This window comes from Nocardioides pakistanensis (genome assembly GCF_054781215.1).
The window spans coordinates 1-14,701 of sequence record NZ_BAAGUV010000044.1 but is presented as its reverse complement, the minus strand read 5'-3'; the positions used below and the strand labels follow the sequence as shown (position 1 = coordinate 14,701).

The following is a 14,701-nucleotide window of genomic DNA, read 5'->3' as shown; positions in this document are numbered from 1 at the left end:
TCCCCTCGCGGAGGTTCGCCGAGGTGTGCAGGGCATCTCCCTCTTCCCGTGGCCGGCCGGCCACGGGAAGAGGGAGACAGCCGACACCCCTGGGTGAACACCCACCCGCGGCTGTCCGGCGGGTGGCCGAACCAACTCAGGAGAAACCAGCATGAGCTCGCCCCGCGTGCGCAAGGTCGCCGACCGCATCCAGGTGATCGTCGCCGAGATGCTCGAGCGACGGATCAAGGACCCGCGGCTCGGGTTCGTCACCGTCACCGACGTCCGGGTCACCGGGGACACGCAGAACGCCACGATCTTCTACACCGTCCTCGGCGAGGGAGACGACCTGGCCAGCACCGCCGCGGCGCTGGAGTCGGCCAAGGGGATCCTGCGCTCCGAGGTCGGCAAGCAGCTCGGCATGCGGCACGTGCCGACGCTGGAGTTCATCCACGACGCGCTCCCGGACAACGCCCGTCACCTCGACGAGCTGCTCGCCAAGGCACGCGAGTCCGACGCCCGGGTCGCTGCCGCGGCGGCCGGCGCGACGTACGCCGGTGAGGCGGACCCGTACCGCAAGCCCCACGAGGCCGACGAGCTCGAGGACGAGCCCGCCGACGACGAGGAGTGACCGGCACCGCGCCGGCCGGCCTGGTCGTCGTCGACAAGGCATCCGGGATGACCTCGCACGACGTGGTCGCCCGGATGCGCCGGATCGCGGGCACCCGTAAGGTCGGCCATGCCGGCACGCTCGACCCGATGGCCACCGGTGTGCTCCTGCTGGGCGTCAACCGCGCCACCCGCCTGCTGGGCCACCTGATGCTCACCGAGAAGGCCTATGACGCAGTCGTGCGGCTGGGTGTGGCGACCACGACCGACGACGCCGAGGGAGAGACGGTCGACGTCACCCCGGCCACGGCCGTGACCGACACCGCGGTCCGGGAGGCGTTCGCGCGGTTCGTCGGCGACATCGAGCAGGTGCCGTCCAGCGTGTCCGCGATCAAGGTCGGCGGCAAGCGCGCCTACGCCCGGGTCCGGGCCGGCGAGGCGGTGGAGCTGGCGGCCCGCCCGGTCACCGTGCACGGCATCGAGGTGGGCGAGATCAGTCGCGAGGGCGACGTGGTCGACGTGGCGGTTTCGGTCCGCTGCTCCAGCGGCACCTACATCCGTGCCCTGGCCCGCGACGTCGGTGCCGCCCTCGGCGTGGGCGGACACCTCACCGTGCTTCGTCGTACGGCGGTCGGGCCGTTCACGCTCGCCGACGCGCACACCCTCGACGAGCTCGCCGAGGACCTCACGCTGATCCCGATCGCCGCGGTCGCCCGCCGGATCTTCCCCGCGGTGGACGTCGACGAGGCGGCCGCAGCCGCGGTGAAGGTCGGTCGCAGACTCACGCTCGACCTCGGCGGCGAGGGCCCGGTCGCGCTGTTCGACCCGCAGGACGAGTTCCTCGCGCTCTACGAGCAGCGGGGAGCCGACGCCGTGGCCGTCGCGGTGTTCACCTCCTGACCCCGGCACCGGCCCGCTGGTGTGGCAGCATTTCGGCGTACCCGCTGCGACAGGACAAGGAGTGACCACGTGCGTATCTGGCGCTCGCTCGAGGCCGTGCCCGCCGACCTCGGCCGCACCGTGGTCACCATCGGCAACTTCGACGGGGTGCACCTGGGCCACCAGCACGTGGTGCGACGGGCCCGCGAGGTCGCCGACGAGCTCGGCATCGCCGACGTCGTCGCGGTCACCTTCGACCCGCACCCGATCGCGGTGCTGCGTCCCGAGCACGCGCCGCCGACGCTGACCACCGTCGAGACCCGCGTCGCGCTGCTCGAGCGCGCCGGCGTGGACGAGGTGCTGGTGGTCCCGTTCACCCGGGACATCGCCGACTGGCCACCGGAGCGGTTCATCGAGGACATCATCGTCGGTGCCCTGCACGCCAAGGCGGTCGTCGTCGGGGCCAACTTCCGGTTCGGCCGCAAGGCAGCCGGCGACGTGACGACGCTGCGGGAGGCGGGGGAGCAGCACGACTTCACCACCGTGGGGATCGCGCTGGACGGTGGGCCGCAGGTGTGGTCCTCCACCTACGTGCGCAACTGCCTGGCGGCCGGTGACGTCGACGGTGCCGCCGAGGCCCTGGGCCGGCCGTTCACCGTCACCGGTGAGGTGGTCCGCGGTGACCAGCGCGGTCGCGAGCTCGGCTACCCGACCGCGAACGTGCCGACCAGCGGGATGGCAGCCGCCCCGGCGGACGGCGTCTACGCAGGCTGGCTGCGTCGTCTCGACGGTGAGCACGCGCCGCTCCCGGCTGCGATCAGCGTCGGCACCAACCCCACCTTCGAGGGCGAGCGGGAACGCCGCGTGGAGTCCTTCGTCCTCGACCGCGACGACCTCGAGCTCTACGGGGTGCCGGTGGAGGTCTCCTTCGTCGCCCGCCTCCGCGGGATGCGCCGGTTCGACTCCGTCGAGCACCTCGTCGAGACCATGGCCGACGACGTCCGCCAGGCCCGGGAGATCCTCGGCGCGCCGGAGCCTGTGTGAGCACGGGCGTCGACGGGTCGACCGTCGAGGCCGCGGAGCGGTGGTTCGTCCGCCACGGGCTGCCCTACTTCGTCGACTCCGAGCGGGAGGCAGCCCGTCGCGGCATGGCGCCACGCAGGCTCGTCACCGTCCTCGGCGCGGCCGTGCTGCTCGGGATCGCCGCCGGGGTGCTGGTTGCCTGGCTGGTCGACGGCTCGCTCGGGGTCGGCACCGCGATGGTGACCGCCGGCTCGGTGGTCGCGCTCTACGCCGCCACGACGCTGCGGATGACCGCGATGGCGCGTTGGGCGGTTGCCCGGACCTTCCGCAGCCTGGGGCTGCTCTTCCCGCTGGTGACCAGGGCGCTGCCGCTGCTGCTGGTGTTCGTGATGTTCCTCTTCATCAACGCCGAGGTGTGGGAGGTCGGCGCCGCCCTGGACGGCGGTGTGCTGTGGGTGACGGTGATGCTCTTCGTCGGCCTGGCCGTGGCGTTCCTGCTGGCCCGGCTGCCCGAGGAGCTCGACGCCGTCGCCGACGAGGTCCAGGGTGAACGGCTGGTCGCGCTGACGAGGGGCACACCCCTGGAGGCGGTGGCCGTCCGGCTCGTCGAGGCGGGGGAGCAGCCGCTGGACCACAGCGAGGACGCGAGCGTGCGGGGCTTCCAGAAGGCCAACCTCGTCGTGGTGCTCCTCGTCGCCCAGATCGTGCAGGTGCTGCTGCTCTCGGCCTCGGTGCTGGCGTTCTTCATCGTGTTCGGCACCGTCGCGATGAAGAACACCGTGGTCGAGGGCTGGATCGGCGACCAGGACCTGCACGGCTGGGGTGTCGGGTACCTCAGCGCCGAGCTGGTCCAGGTCTCGGTCTTCCTCGCCGGCTTCTCGGGGATGTACTTCACGGTCGCGGCGATCACCGACGACGTGTACCGCAAGCAGTTCTTCACCACGATCACCCGCGAGCTGGACCGCGCGGTCGCCGCCCGGGTCGCCTACCAGGCCCTCAAGCGCGGGCGCTGAGGCCCCACCCGCTCAGGCGTCCAGATCCTGCTCCACGAGCCCGGCCACCGTCGCCAGCGCCTCGGGGTCGTCGCTGGAGACCACGACGGTGTCCCCCTGGCCGGCTCCGAGGGTCATGATCAGCAGCGCCGAGCCCGCGTCGACCGGTTCGCCGCCCGGGACGGCCAGGGTGACCTCGGCGTCGAGCTTCCCGGCGACGTCGGCAATGAGAGCAGCCGGCCGGGCGTGCAGACCCACGGCGGAGCCGACGATCACGGACCTGCTGGGCATGGGCTCTCCTGGGACTGGGCCTGCCGGTCGCTCCGGCGGAGCGCAGCACAGGATAGCGGCGGGCGGCGCCGGGTCGGCGGTGCGCGAGGCGGCGGAGTGCCCGGCGGTGCGGCGGCGGTCTGGTCGCGCTCGGGGATATCGTGCAGGCATGCCGACTCCGGTCCGGGGCGCCGCGGACAGCTCCCTCCTGCGCGGCACACCGGCGGTGCCGGGAGTGGGCTTCGGACCGGCAGTGGTCGTCGGCGCCACGGTCCCCGAGCGCGCCGTCGCGGAGTTCGACGGCCTCCGGCTCAGCGTCGACGCGGCGATGGAGGCGTACGACGCGGCGGCGGCTCTGGTGGCCGACCGGCTCGCCGGTCGTGCCGCCCGGACGACCGGACCCGCGGCGGGCGTGCTCACGGCGACCGCGGGCCTGGCCCGAGACAAGGGCCTGCGCGCAGAGGTGGTCAGACGACTGGAGGCCGGCGACCGGCTCCTCCTCGCGTTGCACGGGGCGGTCGAGCAGCTCGCCGAGCGGTTCAGCCGGATCGGCGGGCCCACGGCGGAACGGGTCGCCGACCTGCGCGACGTGGAGCAGCGGCTGACGGCCGCGCTGGTGGGCGCGGCCGAGCCCGGTGTGCCGACCCCGGGGCAGCCCTCGGTGCTGGTCGCCGACGACCTGGCCCCGGTCGACGCGGCCGGTCTCGATCCGCGCCGGGTGGTGGCGCTGGTCACGGCGCAGGGCGGCCCGACCAGCCACACCGCGATCATCGCCCGCCAGCTCGGGATCCCGTGCGTGGTGGCGGTGAGTGGCCTCGCCGAGGTCCGGCCCGGCACGCCGCTGCTCGTGGACGGCTCAACCGGTGAGGTGATGGTCGCCCCGGACGCCGGCGTGGCCGCCGTACGGGTCCGGGAGGCGCGGGCCGCGAGCACCTGGTCCGGGCCGGGTGCCACCAGCGACGGCACGCGGGTGAGGATCCTGGCCAATGTCTCCGACGCCGCCTCGGCGACGGCGGCCGCCGCGGCTTCCGTCGAGGGCGTGGGGCTGTTCCGCACCGAGCTGTGCTTCCTCGGCCGGACCGAGGAGCCGAGCGTGGCCGAGCAGGCCGAGGTGTACGTCCAGGTGCTCGCGGCGTTCGGGCCGGACCGCACTGTCGTGGTCCGCACCCTCGACGCCGGCTCGGACAAGCCGCTCGCGTTCGCGGCACCCGAGGGCGAGCCGAACCCGGCGCTCGGCGTCCGCGGGATCCGCCTCAGCGACGGCGACCCCGGCCTGCTCGAGCGGCAGCTGGAGGCGGTCGCCGAGGCGGCACGCCGGACCGGGACCGAGCCGTGGGTGATGGCGCCCATGGTGGCCACCCCCGCTGAGGCGGCCGGTTTCGCCGCGCGCGTGCGCGCCCACGGCCTGCGCGCGGGGGTGATGGTGGAGGTGCCGAGCGCGGCACTCCAGGCGACCCGGATCCTGCAGGAGGTGGACTTCGTCTCGGTCGGCACCAACGACCTCACGCAGTACACGATGGCCGCCGACCGCGCCTCGAGCGGGCTGGCAGCGCTGGCGGACCCCTGGCAGCCGGCGGTGCTCACGCTGGTCGCGATGACCGCGGAGGCGGCCAGGCAGGCCGGCAAGCCGGTCGGGGTCTGCGGGGAGGCGGCCGCGGACCCGCTGCTCGCGACGGTCCTGGTCGGGATGGGGGCGACCTCGCTGTCGATGGCGGTGGCCGCCGTGGACGCGGTCGGCTCCCAGCTCGCGCTCGTGACGATGGAGGTGTGCGAGCGCGCCGCGCGGGCGGCGCTCGAGGCCGGCGACCCGGCCGAGGCGCGGGAGCGGGTCGGCCGGCTGCTAGCACGGGCCTGAGCCCACTACCCCCGGCCGCTGACCGGCAGCAGCCTGGCGCCTCGCGCGGGGAAGAAGAGCGACCGGGCGGCGGCGAAACCCGGTCGCGCCCTGGGTGTGCCGCGGTGCGCACTATTTCGGATCACGTAGTAGTGTGCACCGCATGGATTCGACCCAGCTCCTCAAAGGGGTGCTCGACCTCGCCGTCCTCGCCGTGGTCGACGCCGAGGACGGCTACGGCTACGACGTGCTCCGCCGGCTGCGCGCAGGCGGGCTCGAGGGTGTCGGCGACGCCTCGGTGTACGGCACCCTGCGCCGGCTGTACGCCGCCGGCGCGCTGACCTCCTACGTCGTCCCGTCCGACGAGGGCCCGCATCGCAAGTACTACGGCATCACCACCGCGGGCCGGGCCCAGCTCAAGCAGCAGACCGAGGACTGGCGACGGTTCTCCGACGCGGTGACCCGACTTCTCGACCAGCACCAGAACGCCCAGCACGACCAGCACCAGACCCAGGGGGCATCCCGATGAACGAACCGACCATCCGACTCGAGACCCGTCCGGAGATCACCGACTTCGTCGAGCGAGTGCGCGCCCGGCTGGCGGACCTGAGCGACGAGGACCGCGAGGAGCTCGTCGGTGGGCTGGAGGCCGACATCGCCGAGCTCGTCGCCGACGGTGGCACGGTCGCCGAGCTCGGCGACCCTCGTGCCTACGCCGACGAGCTGCGGGCTGCCGCCGGCCTCGAGAACCACCGGGGCAGCTCCGAGGTCGCCGGCGCACCGCGCCGGCCCCTGGGTGAGCGCATCGCGGCCGCCCTCGACGACGTGCGTCGCGATCTCGGCGAGCTCACCCGCGGTCCCCGGCTGCAGGGTGCGGCTGCCTTCCTGCTCTCGCTGCGGCCGGTCTGGTGGGTGCTCCGCGCCTGGGTCGCCGTGCAGCTGGTCGCCCTGGCCTTCTGGGGCGGCCAGGCCGGCGCCGTGCCGATGCTCGGTGGTCCCCTGGTCGGGTCGATCCTGTGGCTGGTGGCCGTGGTCGTCAGCGTCCAGATCGGGCGAGGCGTGCTCTGGCCGGGCTCGGGTCCGGACCGTCCGGTGGCCACCAGGGTGGTGCTGGTCGGCCTCAACGCGTTCGCGATCGTGATGCTGCCGCTGGTGGCCGAGCAGCTCCCGTCGGACGGCGTGTGGGACCAGGCGGGGTACGTCGAGAACTACATCGAGCCCACCGAGGGGCTCGTGCTCGACGGTGACCTCGTGCGCAACGTCTTCCCCTACGACGTCGAGGGCCGGCCGCTCGAAGGCGTGCAGCTGTTCGACCAGGACGGCAACCCGCTGAGCGTCGCAGGCTGGGCGGGGGAGGAGTACGACGACACCGGCTCGCGGGTGAGCGTGGTCTACCCGTGGTTCAACGGGGAGAAGCAGCTGTTCAACGTGTTCCCGCTGCCGCGCCGCTCGCAGAGCACCTTCCGGGAGGGCAGTGAGCTCCAGCTTGACGCGTGGGTGTCGAACAACCCGCCGGTGCTGCCGAACGCCCCGCTGGCCGTCGTACCTCCTGCCACCCTGCCGGGGCAGGAGCCGGTGGACGAGCCCGCCGCCGAGCCGGAGGCTCCCGACTCCGGCCCCGGAGCCGGGCAGGAGCGCGATTCGGAGAAAGCGCAGGGCCGCTGATAGTCTTGAGCGGTTGCCCCGGCCGGCGCACGACGTCGGCCATGCGGGGGACGACTCGCCGTCAGAACGGCCGCGGATCCAGAGTGCCCGGGTGAACAGGCCCCGGCGCGCCGCGCAACGAGACAACGAAGGGAAGTCGCGTGTCCAAGGGTACCGACGCGGAGACCAAGAAGAAGATCATCGCCGAGTACGGCACCTCCGAGGGTGACACCGGCTCGCCCGAGGTGCAGGTGGCTCTGCTCACGCACCGCATCGCTCACCTGACCGAGCACCTGAAGTCGCACAAGCACGACCACCACAGCCGTCGTGGTCTGCTGCTCCTGGTCGGTCAGCGCCGTCGCCTTCTGAACTACATGCAGAAGGAAGACATCAACCGCTACCGCTCGATCGTCGAACGGCTCGGCCTGCGTCGTTGATCGCGCACCAGTCCTGAGCAGGAGCGACCCCCTGGCACCAGTGTGGAAGACACCACGCATCGCCGGGAGGTCGCTCCTGCTGCATGATCGGGGCATGGCCCGACTAGGCTCGGGGCACGTTCCACCGCACGACCACAACTGAACAACCACCACCACAGGAGCGAGGCGCGGACGTCCGGCCCGGTCCTCGGTAGTGGCCCTCGGGAGCACCGGCCTCGCCGGCGCCCGCGGGCCTCGATCGAAGACCGGCCCCCTGAGCCCAGCACAGCCCGCGCGCCAGACTGGCCTCAGCCGGCCTAGGGCGCCCTCGCGTGATCGCTCCGCGAAGACAGAAAGGGGTATCCCGTGGAGGAACCCACCATCTCCGCCGTCGAGACCGTGATCGACAACGGCAAGTTCGGCAGCCGCACCGTCAAGTTCGAGACCGGGCTGCTGGCCCGCCAGGCGGCCGGCTCGGTCACCGCCTACCTCGACGACGAGACCATGCTCCTCTCGGCCACCACGGCCGGGAAGCACCCGAAGGAGCACTTCGACTTCTTCCCGCTCACCATCGACGTCGAGGAGCGGATGTACGCCGCGGGCCGGATCCCCGGCTCGTTCTTCCGTCGTGAGGGCCGCCCCTCCGAGGACGCCATCCTCACCTGCCGGCTGATCGACCGCCCGCTGCGCCCGACCTTCAAGAAGGGCCTGCGCAACGAGGTCCAGGTCGTCATCACCGTGATGGCGCTCGAGCCCGACACGCCGTACGACGTGCTCGCGATCAACGCCGCCTCGATCTCCACCCAGCTCTCGGGGCTGCCGTTCTCCGGCCCGATCGGCGGCGTCCGCGTCGCGCTCATCGACGACCAGTGGGTGGCCTTCCCCAAGCACAGCCAGCTCGAGGACGCCGTCTTCGACATGGTCGTCGCCGGCCGGGTGACCGAGACCGGTGACGTGGCGATCATGATGGTCGAGGCCGAGTCCACCGAGTCCACCTGGGACCTGGTCCGCTCCGGCAAGCAGGCGCCGACCGAGGAGGTCGTCGCCGGCGGTCTCGATGCGGCCAAGCCGTTCATCAAGCAGCTCTGCGACGCGCAGGCCGAGCTGGCCAAGCAGGCCGCGAAGCCCGTGCAGGAGTTCCCGATCTTCCTCGACTACGAGGACGACGTGTACGACGCCGTCGAGAAGGCAGTGTCGACCGACCTCGCCGCGGCGCTGACCATCGCCGGCAAGCAGGAGCGCGAGTCCAAGATGGACGAGGTCAAGGCCGCCGTGGTCGAGAAGATCGGCGCCGACTTCGAGGGCCGCGAGAAGGAGCTCGGCGCGGCATTCCGGTCGCTGACCAAGAAGCTGGTCCGTGAGCGGGTGCTCCGCGACAAGGTCCGCATCGACGGCCGTGGCCTGGCCGACATCCGGCCGCTGTCCGCCGAGGTCGGCGTGGTGCCCCGCGTGCACGGCTCGGCGCTGTTCGAGCGCGGCGAGACCCAGATCCTGGGCGTCACCACGCTGAACATGCTGACGCTGGAGCAGAAGCTCGACACGCTCTCCCCGGAGACCACGCGTCGCTACATGCACAACTACAACTTCCCGCCGTACTCCACCGGTGAGACCGGCCGCGTCGGCTCCCCGAAGCGCCGCGAGATCGGCCACGGTGCACTCGCCGGGCGAGCCCTCATGCCGGTGCTGCCCACCCGCGAGGAGTTCCCGTACGCGATCCGTCAGGTCTCCGAGGCCCTCGGGTCCAACGGTTCGACCTCGATGGGCTCGGTCTGCGCCTCGACTCTGTCGCTGCTCCAGGCCGGTGTGCCGCTGCGTGCACCCGTCGCGGGCATCGCGATGGGCCTGATCTCCGGTGAGGTCGACGGCAAGACGCAGTACGTCGCGCTGACCGACATCCTCGGCGCCGAGGACGCTTTCGGCGACATGGACTTCAAGGTCGCCGGCACCCGGGAGTTCGTCACCGCACTCCAGCTCGACACCAAGCTCGACGGCATCCCCGCCGACGTGCTGGCCGGCGCGCTGACCCAGGCCCGTGACGCCCGGATGGCGATCCTCGACGTGATGAACGAGGCGATCGCCGAGCCCGAGGAGATGTCGCTGCACGCGCCGCGGATCATCACCGTCAAGGTCCCGGTCGACAAGATCGGCGAGGTGATCGGCCCCAAGGGCAAGGTCATCAACCAGATCCAGGACGACACCGGTGCGCAGATCAGCATCGAGGACGACGGCACGATCTACATCGGCGCCACCAACGGCGAGTCGGCCGAGGCCGCGCGCACGATCATCAACGGCATCGCCAACCCGACGATGCCCGAGGTGGGCGAGCGTTACCTCGGCACGGTCGTGAAGACGACGAACTTCGGTGCGTTCGTCTCGCTGCTGCCCGGCAAGGACGGCCTGCTGCACATCAGCAAGCTGCGTGCCCTCGCCGGCGGCAAGCGCGTCGACAACGTCGAGGACGTCGTCTCGGTCGGCCAGAAGGTCCAGGTCGAGATCGCCGAGATCGACGACCGCGGCAAGCTGTCGCTGACCCCGGTGGTCGAGGAGTCCGAGGGCGCCTCGCAGACCGAGGACAACGGCTCCGACGCCGACGAAGACGGAGAGAAGTGACGGTTCCCTTCACCGCGGCCGAGCAGAAGCCGGGCACGACCCGCACCCTGCTGACCGAGAAGGACCCCGGCGGATCTGTGGTCTCACAGGTCCGCCGGACCGTTCTCCCCGGCGGTCTGCGCGTGGTCACCGAGACCATGCCCGGCGTCCGGTCCGCCACCGTCGGTGCGTGGATCGGCGTCGGGTCGCGCGACGAGACGCCCAAGCTGTCGGGGGCCTCGCACTTCCTCGAGCACGTGCTGTTCAAGGGCACGCCCTCGCGGTCGGCGATGGACATCTCGATCGCGCTGGACACGGTGGGTGGGGAGTTCAACGCGTTCACCGCGAAGGAGTACACCTGCTTCCACGCCCGGGTGCTCGACCAGGACCTGCCGCTGGCGATCGACGTGCTCGGCGACATGATCACCTCCTCGCTGGTGACGCCTGCGGACATCGAGGCCGAGCGTGAGGTGATCCTCGACGAGATCGCCATGCACGACGACGACCCCGACGACGTGGTGCACAACCTGTTCGCCGAGAAGGCGTGGAGCGGCACCCCGCTCGGGCGGCCCATCGCGGGCACCGTCGAGTCGATCGAGGCGCTGACCCGCGCCCAGGTGCTGCGCTACTACCGCACCCGGTACCGCCCCGAGAACATCGTGGTCGCCGCTGCCGGCAACGTCGACCACGCGAGCGTCGTACGCCAGGTGAAGAAGGCGTTCGGCCGGGCCGGTTTCCTGGACGACACCGAGGTGCGTCCGCTGCCGCCGCGTCGCGCCGACCGGGCCCGCCGTACGACGTCGGGGGAGATCTCGCTCGAGCGACCGTTCGAGCAGGTCAACCTGGTGCTCGGCGTGAACGGGCTGGTGCGCACCGACGACCGTCGTTACGCGCTCGGCGTGCTCAACGCGGTGCTGGGTGGTGGCACGTCCTCGAGGCTGTTCCAGGAGGTCCGCGAGCAGCGCGGGCTGGCCTACTCGGTCTACTCGTTCGCCTCGCACTACACCGATACCGGCATGTTCGGCGTCGGCGTCGGGTGTCTGCCCGCGCGGGTGCCCGAGGTGCTCGACGTGGTGCGCAGCGAGATGCGCAACCTCGCCGACAACGGGATCGGCGACGAGGAGCTGGAGCGCGGAAAGGGCCAGCTGCGAGGTGGTCTCGTGCTGAGTATGGAGGACTCGGGGACCCGCATGTCGCGGATCGCCAAGGCCGAGCTGCTCTACGACGAGCTTCCCGGCATCGACGCGGTGATCGGCCGGATCAACGCCGTCACCACCGAGGACGTCCAGCTGCTGGCCAAGGAGCTGTTCGCGCAGCCCGAGACGCTCGCCACAGTCGGTCCGGCCTAGCCGCCATGTTCACCGGCGCCCGACAGGAATAGACTGAGGGTCGGTAACACCGGCAACTCGAGCGCGCCGAGCGGCGTCGGGCCTGGGCGCACTGGGGTCTTCCCGAAAGGGAAACACATGTGCGACGTCACCGCTGACGCCGAAGCGTCACTTCCCTCCTCGTTGCAGTCGCCCGCGCTCGCCCGTGACTTCGTCGAGGAACACGCCTGCCCCGCCCATGCCGGACGTGCCGCCGTCGCGGTCCAGCTCCTGGCCAGTGAGCTGGTCACCAACGCCGTGCTCTACGGCGCGCCGCCGATCACGGTCGAGCTCTCGTGCTCGGCCTACCGGCTGCACCTGCGGGTGACCGAGCAGGTCCGGCCCGACACCCCGGCGCCGGCCTCGGACGGGCTCGGGATGCTCCTGGTCGACAAGGTCGCCCACGAGTGGGGGACGGTGTCCACGACCGCCGGCAAGACGGTGTGGTGCACGGTGCGCACCGGCTTCCTGCCCTCCCAGCGGGCCACGTCCTGGGACGCCACCGACGCCGAGGACGACTTGCCGCGGACGAGGGCCGCCTCGGCCCACGCCGGAGGCCGGCACTAGGTTTGGCTGCGTGACGTCGAAGATGAAGGTGGGCGTGCTCGGCGCCCAGGGCAAGGTCGGCACCGAGGTGTGCCGCGCGGTCGAGGCAGCCGACGACCTGGAGCTCGTCGCGGCGATCGACGCGGAGGACTCCGTCGACGACCTCGTCTCCTCGGGGGCCGAGGCGGTCGTGGACTTCACCCACCCCGACGTGGTCATGGACAACCTGGAGTTCTGCATCGACCACGGCATCCACGCCGTCGTCGGCACGACGGGGTTCGACGACCGGCGGCTCGCGCAGATCGGCACCTGGCTGGAGCAGTCCCCGGAGACCGGGGTACTGATCGCGCCGAACTTCTCGATCGGCGCGATCTTGATGATGCGTTTCGCGGCGGAGGCGGCGGCGTTCTACGAGTCGGTGGAGATCGTCGAGCTGCACCACCCGGAGAAGGCCGACGCGCCGTCGGGCACCGCGCGTCGCACCGCCGCCCTGATCGCCGAGGCGCGCCGGAAGGCCGGCTCGGGCCCGATCCCGGACGCGACCTCGACCGCCCTCGAAGGGGCCCGGGGTGCCGACGTGGACGGGATCCGGGTGCACGGCCTGCGGATCCGCGGCCTGGTCGCGCACCAGGAGGTGATCTTCGGCGGACCGGGGGAGACGCTGACGATCCGGCACGACTCGATGGACCGGCTCTCGTTCATGCCCGGCGTGCTGCTCGGCCTCCGGTCGATCGCCGGAGCGCCCGGGCTCACCGTCGGCCTCGAAGAGTTCATGGGCCTCGACTGATGCGGACCAAGGCGGTCATCGCCGTCCTGGTCGTGATCCTGGTCTTCTACGCGGTGCTGATCGGGGCCAAGGGCGTCGCGTTCGTCTCCACCGGCAACCCGGTCGCGGTGCTGCTCGGGATCGGCGTCCTGCTCCTGCCCGTGCTGGGGCTGGGCCTGGTCTGGCGCGAGATCGTGTTCGGCCGCCGCTCCGCCGAGCTGGCCGCCGTACTGGAGGAGGAAGGCGGGCTGCCGCCCGACGACCTGCCCCGGCGGCCGTCGGGTCGCGTCGACCGGGCAGCGGCCGACGCGGCGTTCGGCGCCCGCCAGGCCGAGGTGGAGGCGGACCCGGACAGCTGGCAGGCGTGGTACCGCCTGGCCCTGGCCTACGAGGACGCAGGCGACCGCACCCGGGCCCGGTCCGCTGTGCGTCGCGCCATCGAGCTGTACGACGCCCGCCGGAGCCGCTCCTGAGCCGGGGGAGCACAATGTCGGACATGCCCAACGACGTCCCGGCCAACCTCGCCATCGTGACCCTCGGGGTCGCCGACCTCGAGCGCTCCATCCGCTTCTACCGCGACCTCGGCTGGGAGATGCGCGGCGACCAGGCCAACGGGATCGTCTGGTTCAAGACCTCCGGGTCCTGGATCGGCCTGTTCGGGTACGACGCCCTCGCCGACGACGCGCACCTCGATGCCGTTCCCGCCGACGACCTGCCCGCCTACCGCGGGATCACGCTGGCGATCAACCTGCCGTCGGAGGACGAGGTGGACCTGGCATTCGTGCGGGTCCGCGAGGTCGGCGGGACGATCGTCAAGCCCCCCACCCGTGCGGAGTGGGGCGGGTACTCCGGCTACTTCGCCGACCCCGACGGCACGCTCTGGGAGATCGCCTTCAACCCCGGCTTCCCGATCGACGAGCAGGGCCGGATCGAGATCCCCTGACGCCTGCCTCGGGTCCGTCGAACATGCAGCTGGCCTCTCGGCCGGCTGGTGCCAGGCGTACGTCGTACCCCTGGGGGCCCTAGCTGCATGTTCGACGGGCGCACCCCGGCGGCCCTTCCCCGGCTCAGCTGGCCGGGTGATGCTCCTTCAGGAAGTCGACGACAGGCGGCCAGACCAGCTCCGGATCGCTGATGGGCGCCGCGTGCCCCAGGCCAGGAACCTCGACGTAGCGAGCAGTGGAAACCGCACGTGCCACCTCGCGGGCTCTCGCTGCAGTGGTGTCCGTGTCGAGCTCGAACCCCATGACCAAGCAGGGCACGCTCAGCTGCTCGAGAGAAGGCAGCCGGTCCTGGTACGTCGAGATGAAGGTGGCTGCCCGCTCCCTCGCCTCGGGGTCGGGACGCCCGGCCCACTCGGGCTGGATGGCCCGCAGGTGCTGGACGAAGTCGTCGTCGGCCAGCTGCTCGGGTGGGAACGCCGTCAGCAACCCGAGCGCGAGACGGAGACAGTCCAGGTCGTCGCCACCGTGCACGAGTCGTTGCCATGCCTCCTGGAGGACCTTGTCCAGCTCGTTCTGTCGCCCGTAGGTGGCGAGCAGAGCGGCGCACCCGACATGCGCTTCGGCACGGAGCGCCACCTCTTGCGCGACGGCCGCGCCCTGGGACCACCCCACCAGCGCGACCGAGTCGGCTCCCCGTCGGATGAATGCATCAACGCAGCCGACCACGCTCTGCCAGTCGTGATCCTGGGGACGCGGGTCGAACGTGGTGACCCGGTATGTCAAGGGCCAGTAGGAACTGCCCAGTGGCGGTCATGAGACCTGCCCGCTGACGGTCACGAGAAC

The 14,701-nt window shown here is 71.7% G+C and carries 16 protein-coding genes; 14 read left to right on the top strand and 2 right to left on the bottom strand.

Translation table 11 applies throughout. From position 1 onward, the window contains the following. Nucleotides 1-151 precede the first annotated feature (151 nt). From rbfA to ACYVIH_RS16030, 4 genes are all read left to right on the top strand, one after another. Nucleotides 152-610 carry a 30S ribosome-binding factor RbfA gene (rbfA, locus tag ACYVIH_RS16045; RefSeq protein WP_460870484.1) on the top strand — a complete coding sequence of 153 codons (459 nt, stop codon included), beginning with the start codon at nt 152-154 and terminating at the stop codon, nt 608-610. Continuing rightward, a complete protein-coding gene (gene truB / locus ACYVIH_RS16040; protein WP_460870483.1) occupies nt 607-1,488 on the top strand; it encodes a tRNA pseudouridine(55) synthase TruB in 882 nt (293 codons plus the stop codon). Before rbfA ends, truB begins: the two co-directional genes overlap by 4 nt. Before the next feature lie 69 nt (nt 1,489-1,557). Further along, a complete protein-coding gene (locus tag ACYVIH_RS16035) occupies nt 1,558-2,511 on the top strand; it encodes a bifunctional riboflavin kinase/FAD synthetase (protein WP_460870482.1) in 954 nt (317 codons plus the stop codon). Further along, nucleotides 2,508-3,503 (top strand): hypothetical protein, encoded by a 996-nt coding sequence (locus ACYVIH_RS16030; protein ID WP_460870481.1) that lies wholly within the window; start codon nt 2,508-2,510, stop codon nt 3,501-3,503. Before ACYVIH_RS16035 ends, ACYVIH_RS16030 begins: the two co-directional genes overlap by 4 nt. Nucleotides 3,504-3,515: 12 nt before the next feature. On the opposite strand, the gene ACYVIH_RS16025 is transcribed toward ACYVIH_RS16030, so the two are convergent. Then, the gene (locus ACYVIH_RS16025; protein ID WP_460870480.1) at nt 3,516-3,773 is read right to left on the bottom strand and encodes an HPr family phosphocarrier protein; all 258 of its coding nucleotides are present in this window, start codon (nt 3,771-3,773) and stop codon (nt 3,516-3,518) included. A gap of 148 nt (nt 3,774-3,921) precedes the next feature. On the opposite strand from ACYVIH_RS16025, the gene ACYVIH_RS16020 reads away from it, so the two are divergent. From ACYVIH_RS16020 to ACYVIH_RS15975, 10 genes are all read left to right on the top strand, one after another. After that, nucleotides 3,922-5,607, top strand: coding sequence for a phosphoenolpyruvate--protein phosphotransferase (locus ACYVIH_RS16020; RefSeq protein WP_460870479.1), 1,686 nt, complete (start codon nt 3,922-3,924; stop codon nt 5,605-5,607). A 142-nt stretch (nt 5,608-5,749) separates the two neighbouring features. Next, nucleotides 5,750-6,115: a PadR family transcriptional regulator gene (locus ACYVIH_RS16015; RefSeq protein WP_460870478.1), complete on the top strand. Its 366-nt coding sequence runs from the start codon at nt 5,750-5,752 to the stop codon at nt 6,113-6,115. Beyond that, complete coding sequence (locus tag ACYVIH_RS16010; RefSeq protein ID WP_460870477.1) at nt 6,112-7,251, top strand: HAAS signaling domain-containing protein; 1,140 nt, start codon at nt 6,112-6,114, stop codon at nt 7,249-7,251. Before ACYVIH_RS16015 ends, ACYVIH_RS16010 begins: the two co-directional genes overlap by 4 nt. 140 nt (nt 7,252-7,391) lie before the next feature. Continuing rightward, the gene (gene rpsO, locus ACYVIH_RS16005; protein WP_460870476.1) at nt 7,392-7,667 is read left to right on the top strand and encodes a 30S ribosomal protein S15; all 276 of its coding nucleotides are present in this window, start codon (nt 7,392-7,394) and stop codon (nt 7,665-7,667) included. Nucleotides 7,668-8,012: 345 nt separating this feature from the next. Then, nucleotides 8,013-10,256: a polyribonucleotide nucleotidyltransferase gene (locus tag ACYVIH_RS16000; RefSeq protein WP_460870475.1), complete on the top strand. Its 2,244-nt coding sequence runs from the start codon at nt 8,013-8,015 to the stop codon at nt 10,254-10,256. Beyond that, entirely contained in the window at nt 10,253-11,584 is a 1,332-nt protein-coding gene (locus ACYVIH_RS15995; RefSeq protein WP_460870474.1) for a M16 family metallopeptidase, read from the top strand. The genes ACYVIH_RS16000 and ACYVIH_RS15995 overlap by 4 nt, the downstream gene beginning before the upstream one ends. A gap of 117 nt (nt 11,585-11,701) precedes the next feature. Continuing rightward, entirely contained in the window at nt 11,702-12,169 is a 468-nt protein-coding gene (locus ACYVIH_RS15990; protein WP_460870473.1) for an ATP-binding protein, read from the top strand. Nucleotides 12,170-12,191: 22 nt separating this feature from the next. After that, on the top strand, nt 12,192-12,935 hold the full coding sequence (dapB, locus tag ACYVIH_RS15985) for a 4-hydroxy-tetrahydrodipicolinate reductase (RefSeq protein WP_460870615.1): 744 nt from the start codon (nt 12,192-12,194) through the stop codon (nt 12,933-12,935). Further along, nucleotides 12,935-13,387 (top strand): hypothetical protein, encoded by a 453-nt coding sequence (locus ACYVIH_RS15980; protein ID WP_460870472.1) that lies wholly within the window; start codon nt 12,935-12,937, stop codon nt 13,385-13,387. Before dapB ends, ACYVIH_RS15980 begins: the two co-directional genes overlap by 1 nt. 23 nt (nt 13,388-13,410) lie before the next feature. Further along, nucleotides 13,411-13,857, top strand: a complete 447-nt coding sequence (locus tag ACYVIH_RS15975) for a VOC family protein (RefSeq protein ID WP_460870471.1) — start codon at nt 13,411-13,413, stop codon at nt 13,855-13,857. Nucleotides 13,858-13,981: 124 nt separating this feature from the next. Here the strand turns inward: ACYVIH_RS15975 and ACYVIH_RS15970 are convergent, their stop codons facing one another. After that, entirely contained in the window at nt 13,982-14,641 is a 660-nt protein-coding gene (locus tag ACYVIH_RS15970; RefSeq protein ID WP_460870470.1) for an alpha/beta fold hydrolase, read from the bottom strand. Nucleotides 14,642-14,701 lie beyond the last annotated feature (60 nt).

Excerpts from the sequence above, each read along its gene's own strand:
- rbfA (WP_460870484.1), top strand. The coding sequence starts at position 152 with ATGAGCTCGCCCCGCGTGCGCAAGGTCGCCGACCGCATCCAGGTGATC.
- ACYVIH_RS16025 (WP_460870480.1), bottom strand. The coding sequence starts at position 3,773 with ATGCCCAGCAGGTCCGTGATCGTCGGCTCCGCCGTGGGTCTGCACGCC.
- ACYVIH_RS16020 (WP_460870479.1), top strand. The coding sequence starts at position 3,922 with ATGCCGACTCCGGTCCGGGGCGCCGCGGACAGCTCCCTCCTGCGCGGC.
- ACYVIH_RS16015 (WP_460870478.1), top strand. The coding sequence starts at position 5,750 with ATGGATTCGACCCAGCTCCTCAAAGGGGTGCTCGACCTCGCCGTCCTC.
- ACYVIH_RS16010 (WP_460870477.1), top strand. The coding sequence starts at position 6,112 with ATGAACGAACCGACCATCCGACTCGAGACCCGTCCGGAGATCACCGAC.
- ACYVIH_RS15990 (WP_460870473.1), top strand. The coding sequence starts at position 11,702 with ATGTGCGACGTCACCGCTGACGCCGAAGCGTCACTTCCCTCCTCGTTG.
- dapB (WP_460870615.1), top strand. The coding sequence starts at position 12,192 with ATGAAGGTGGGCGTGCTCGGCGCCCAGGGCAAGGTCGGCACCGAGGTG.
- ACYVIH_RS15980 (WP_460870472.1), top strand. The coding sequence starts at position 12,935 with ATGCGGACCAAGGCGGTCATCGCCGTCCTGGTCGTGATCCTGGTCTTC.
- ACYVIH_RS15975 (WP_460870471.1), top strand. The coding sequence starts at position 13,411 with ATGCCCAACGACGTCCCGGCCAACCTCGCCATCGTGACCCTCGGGGTC.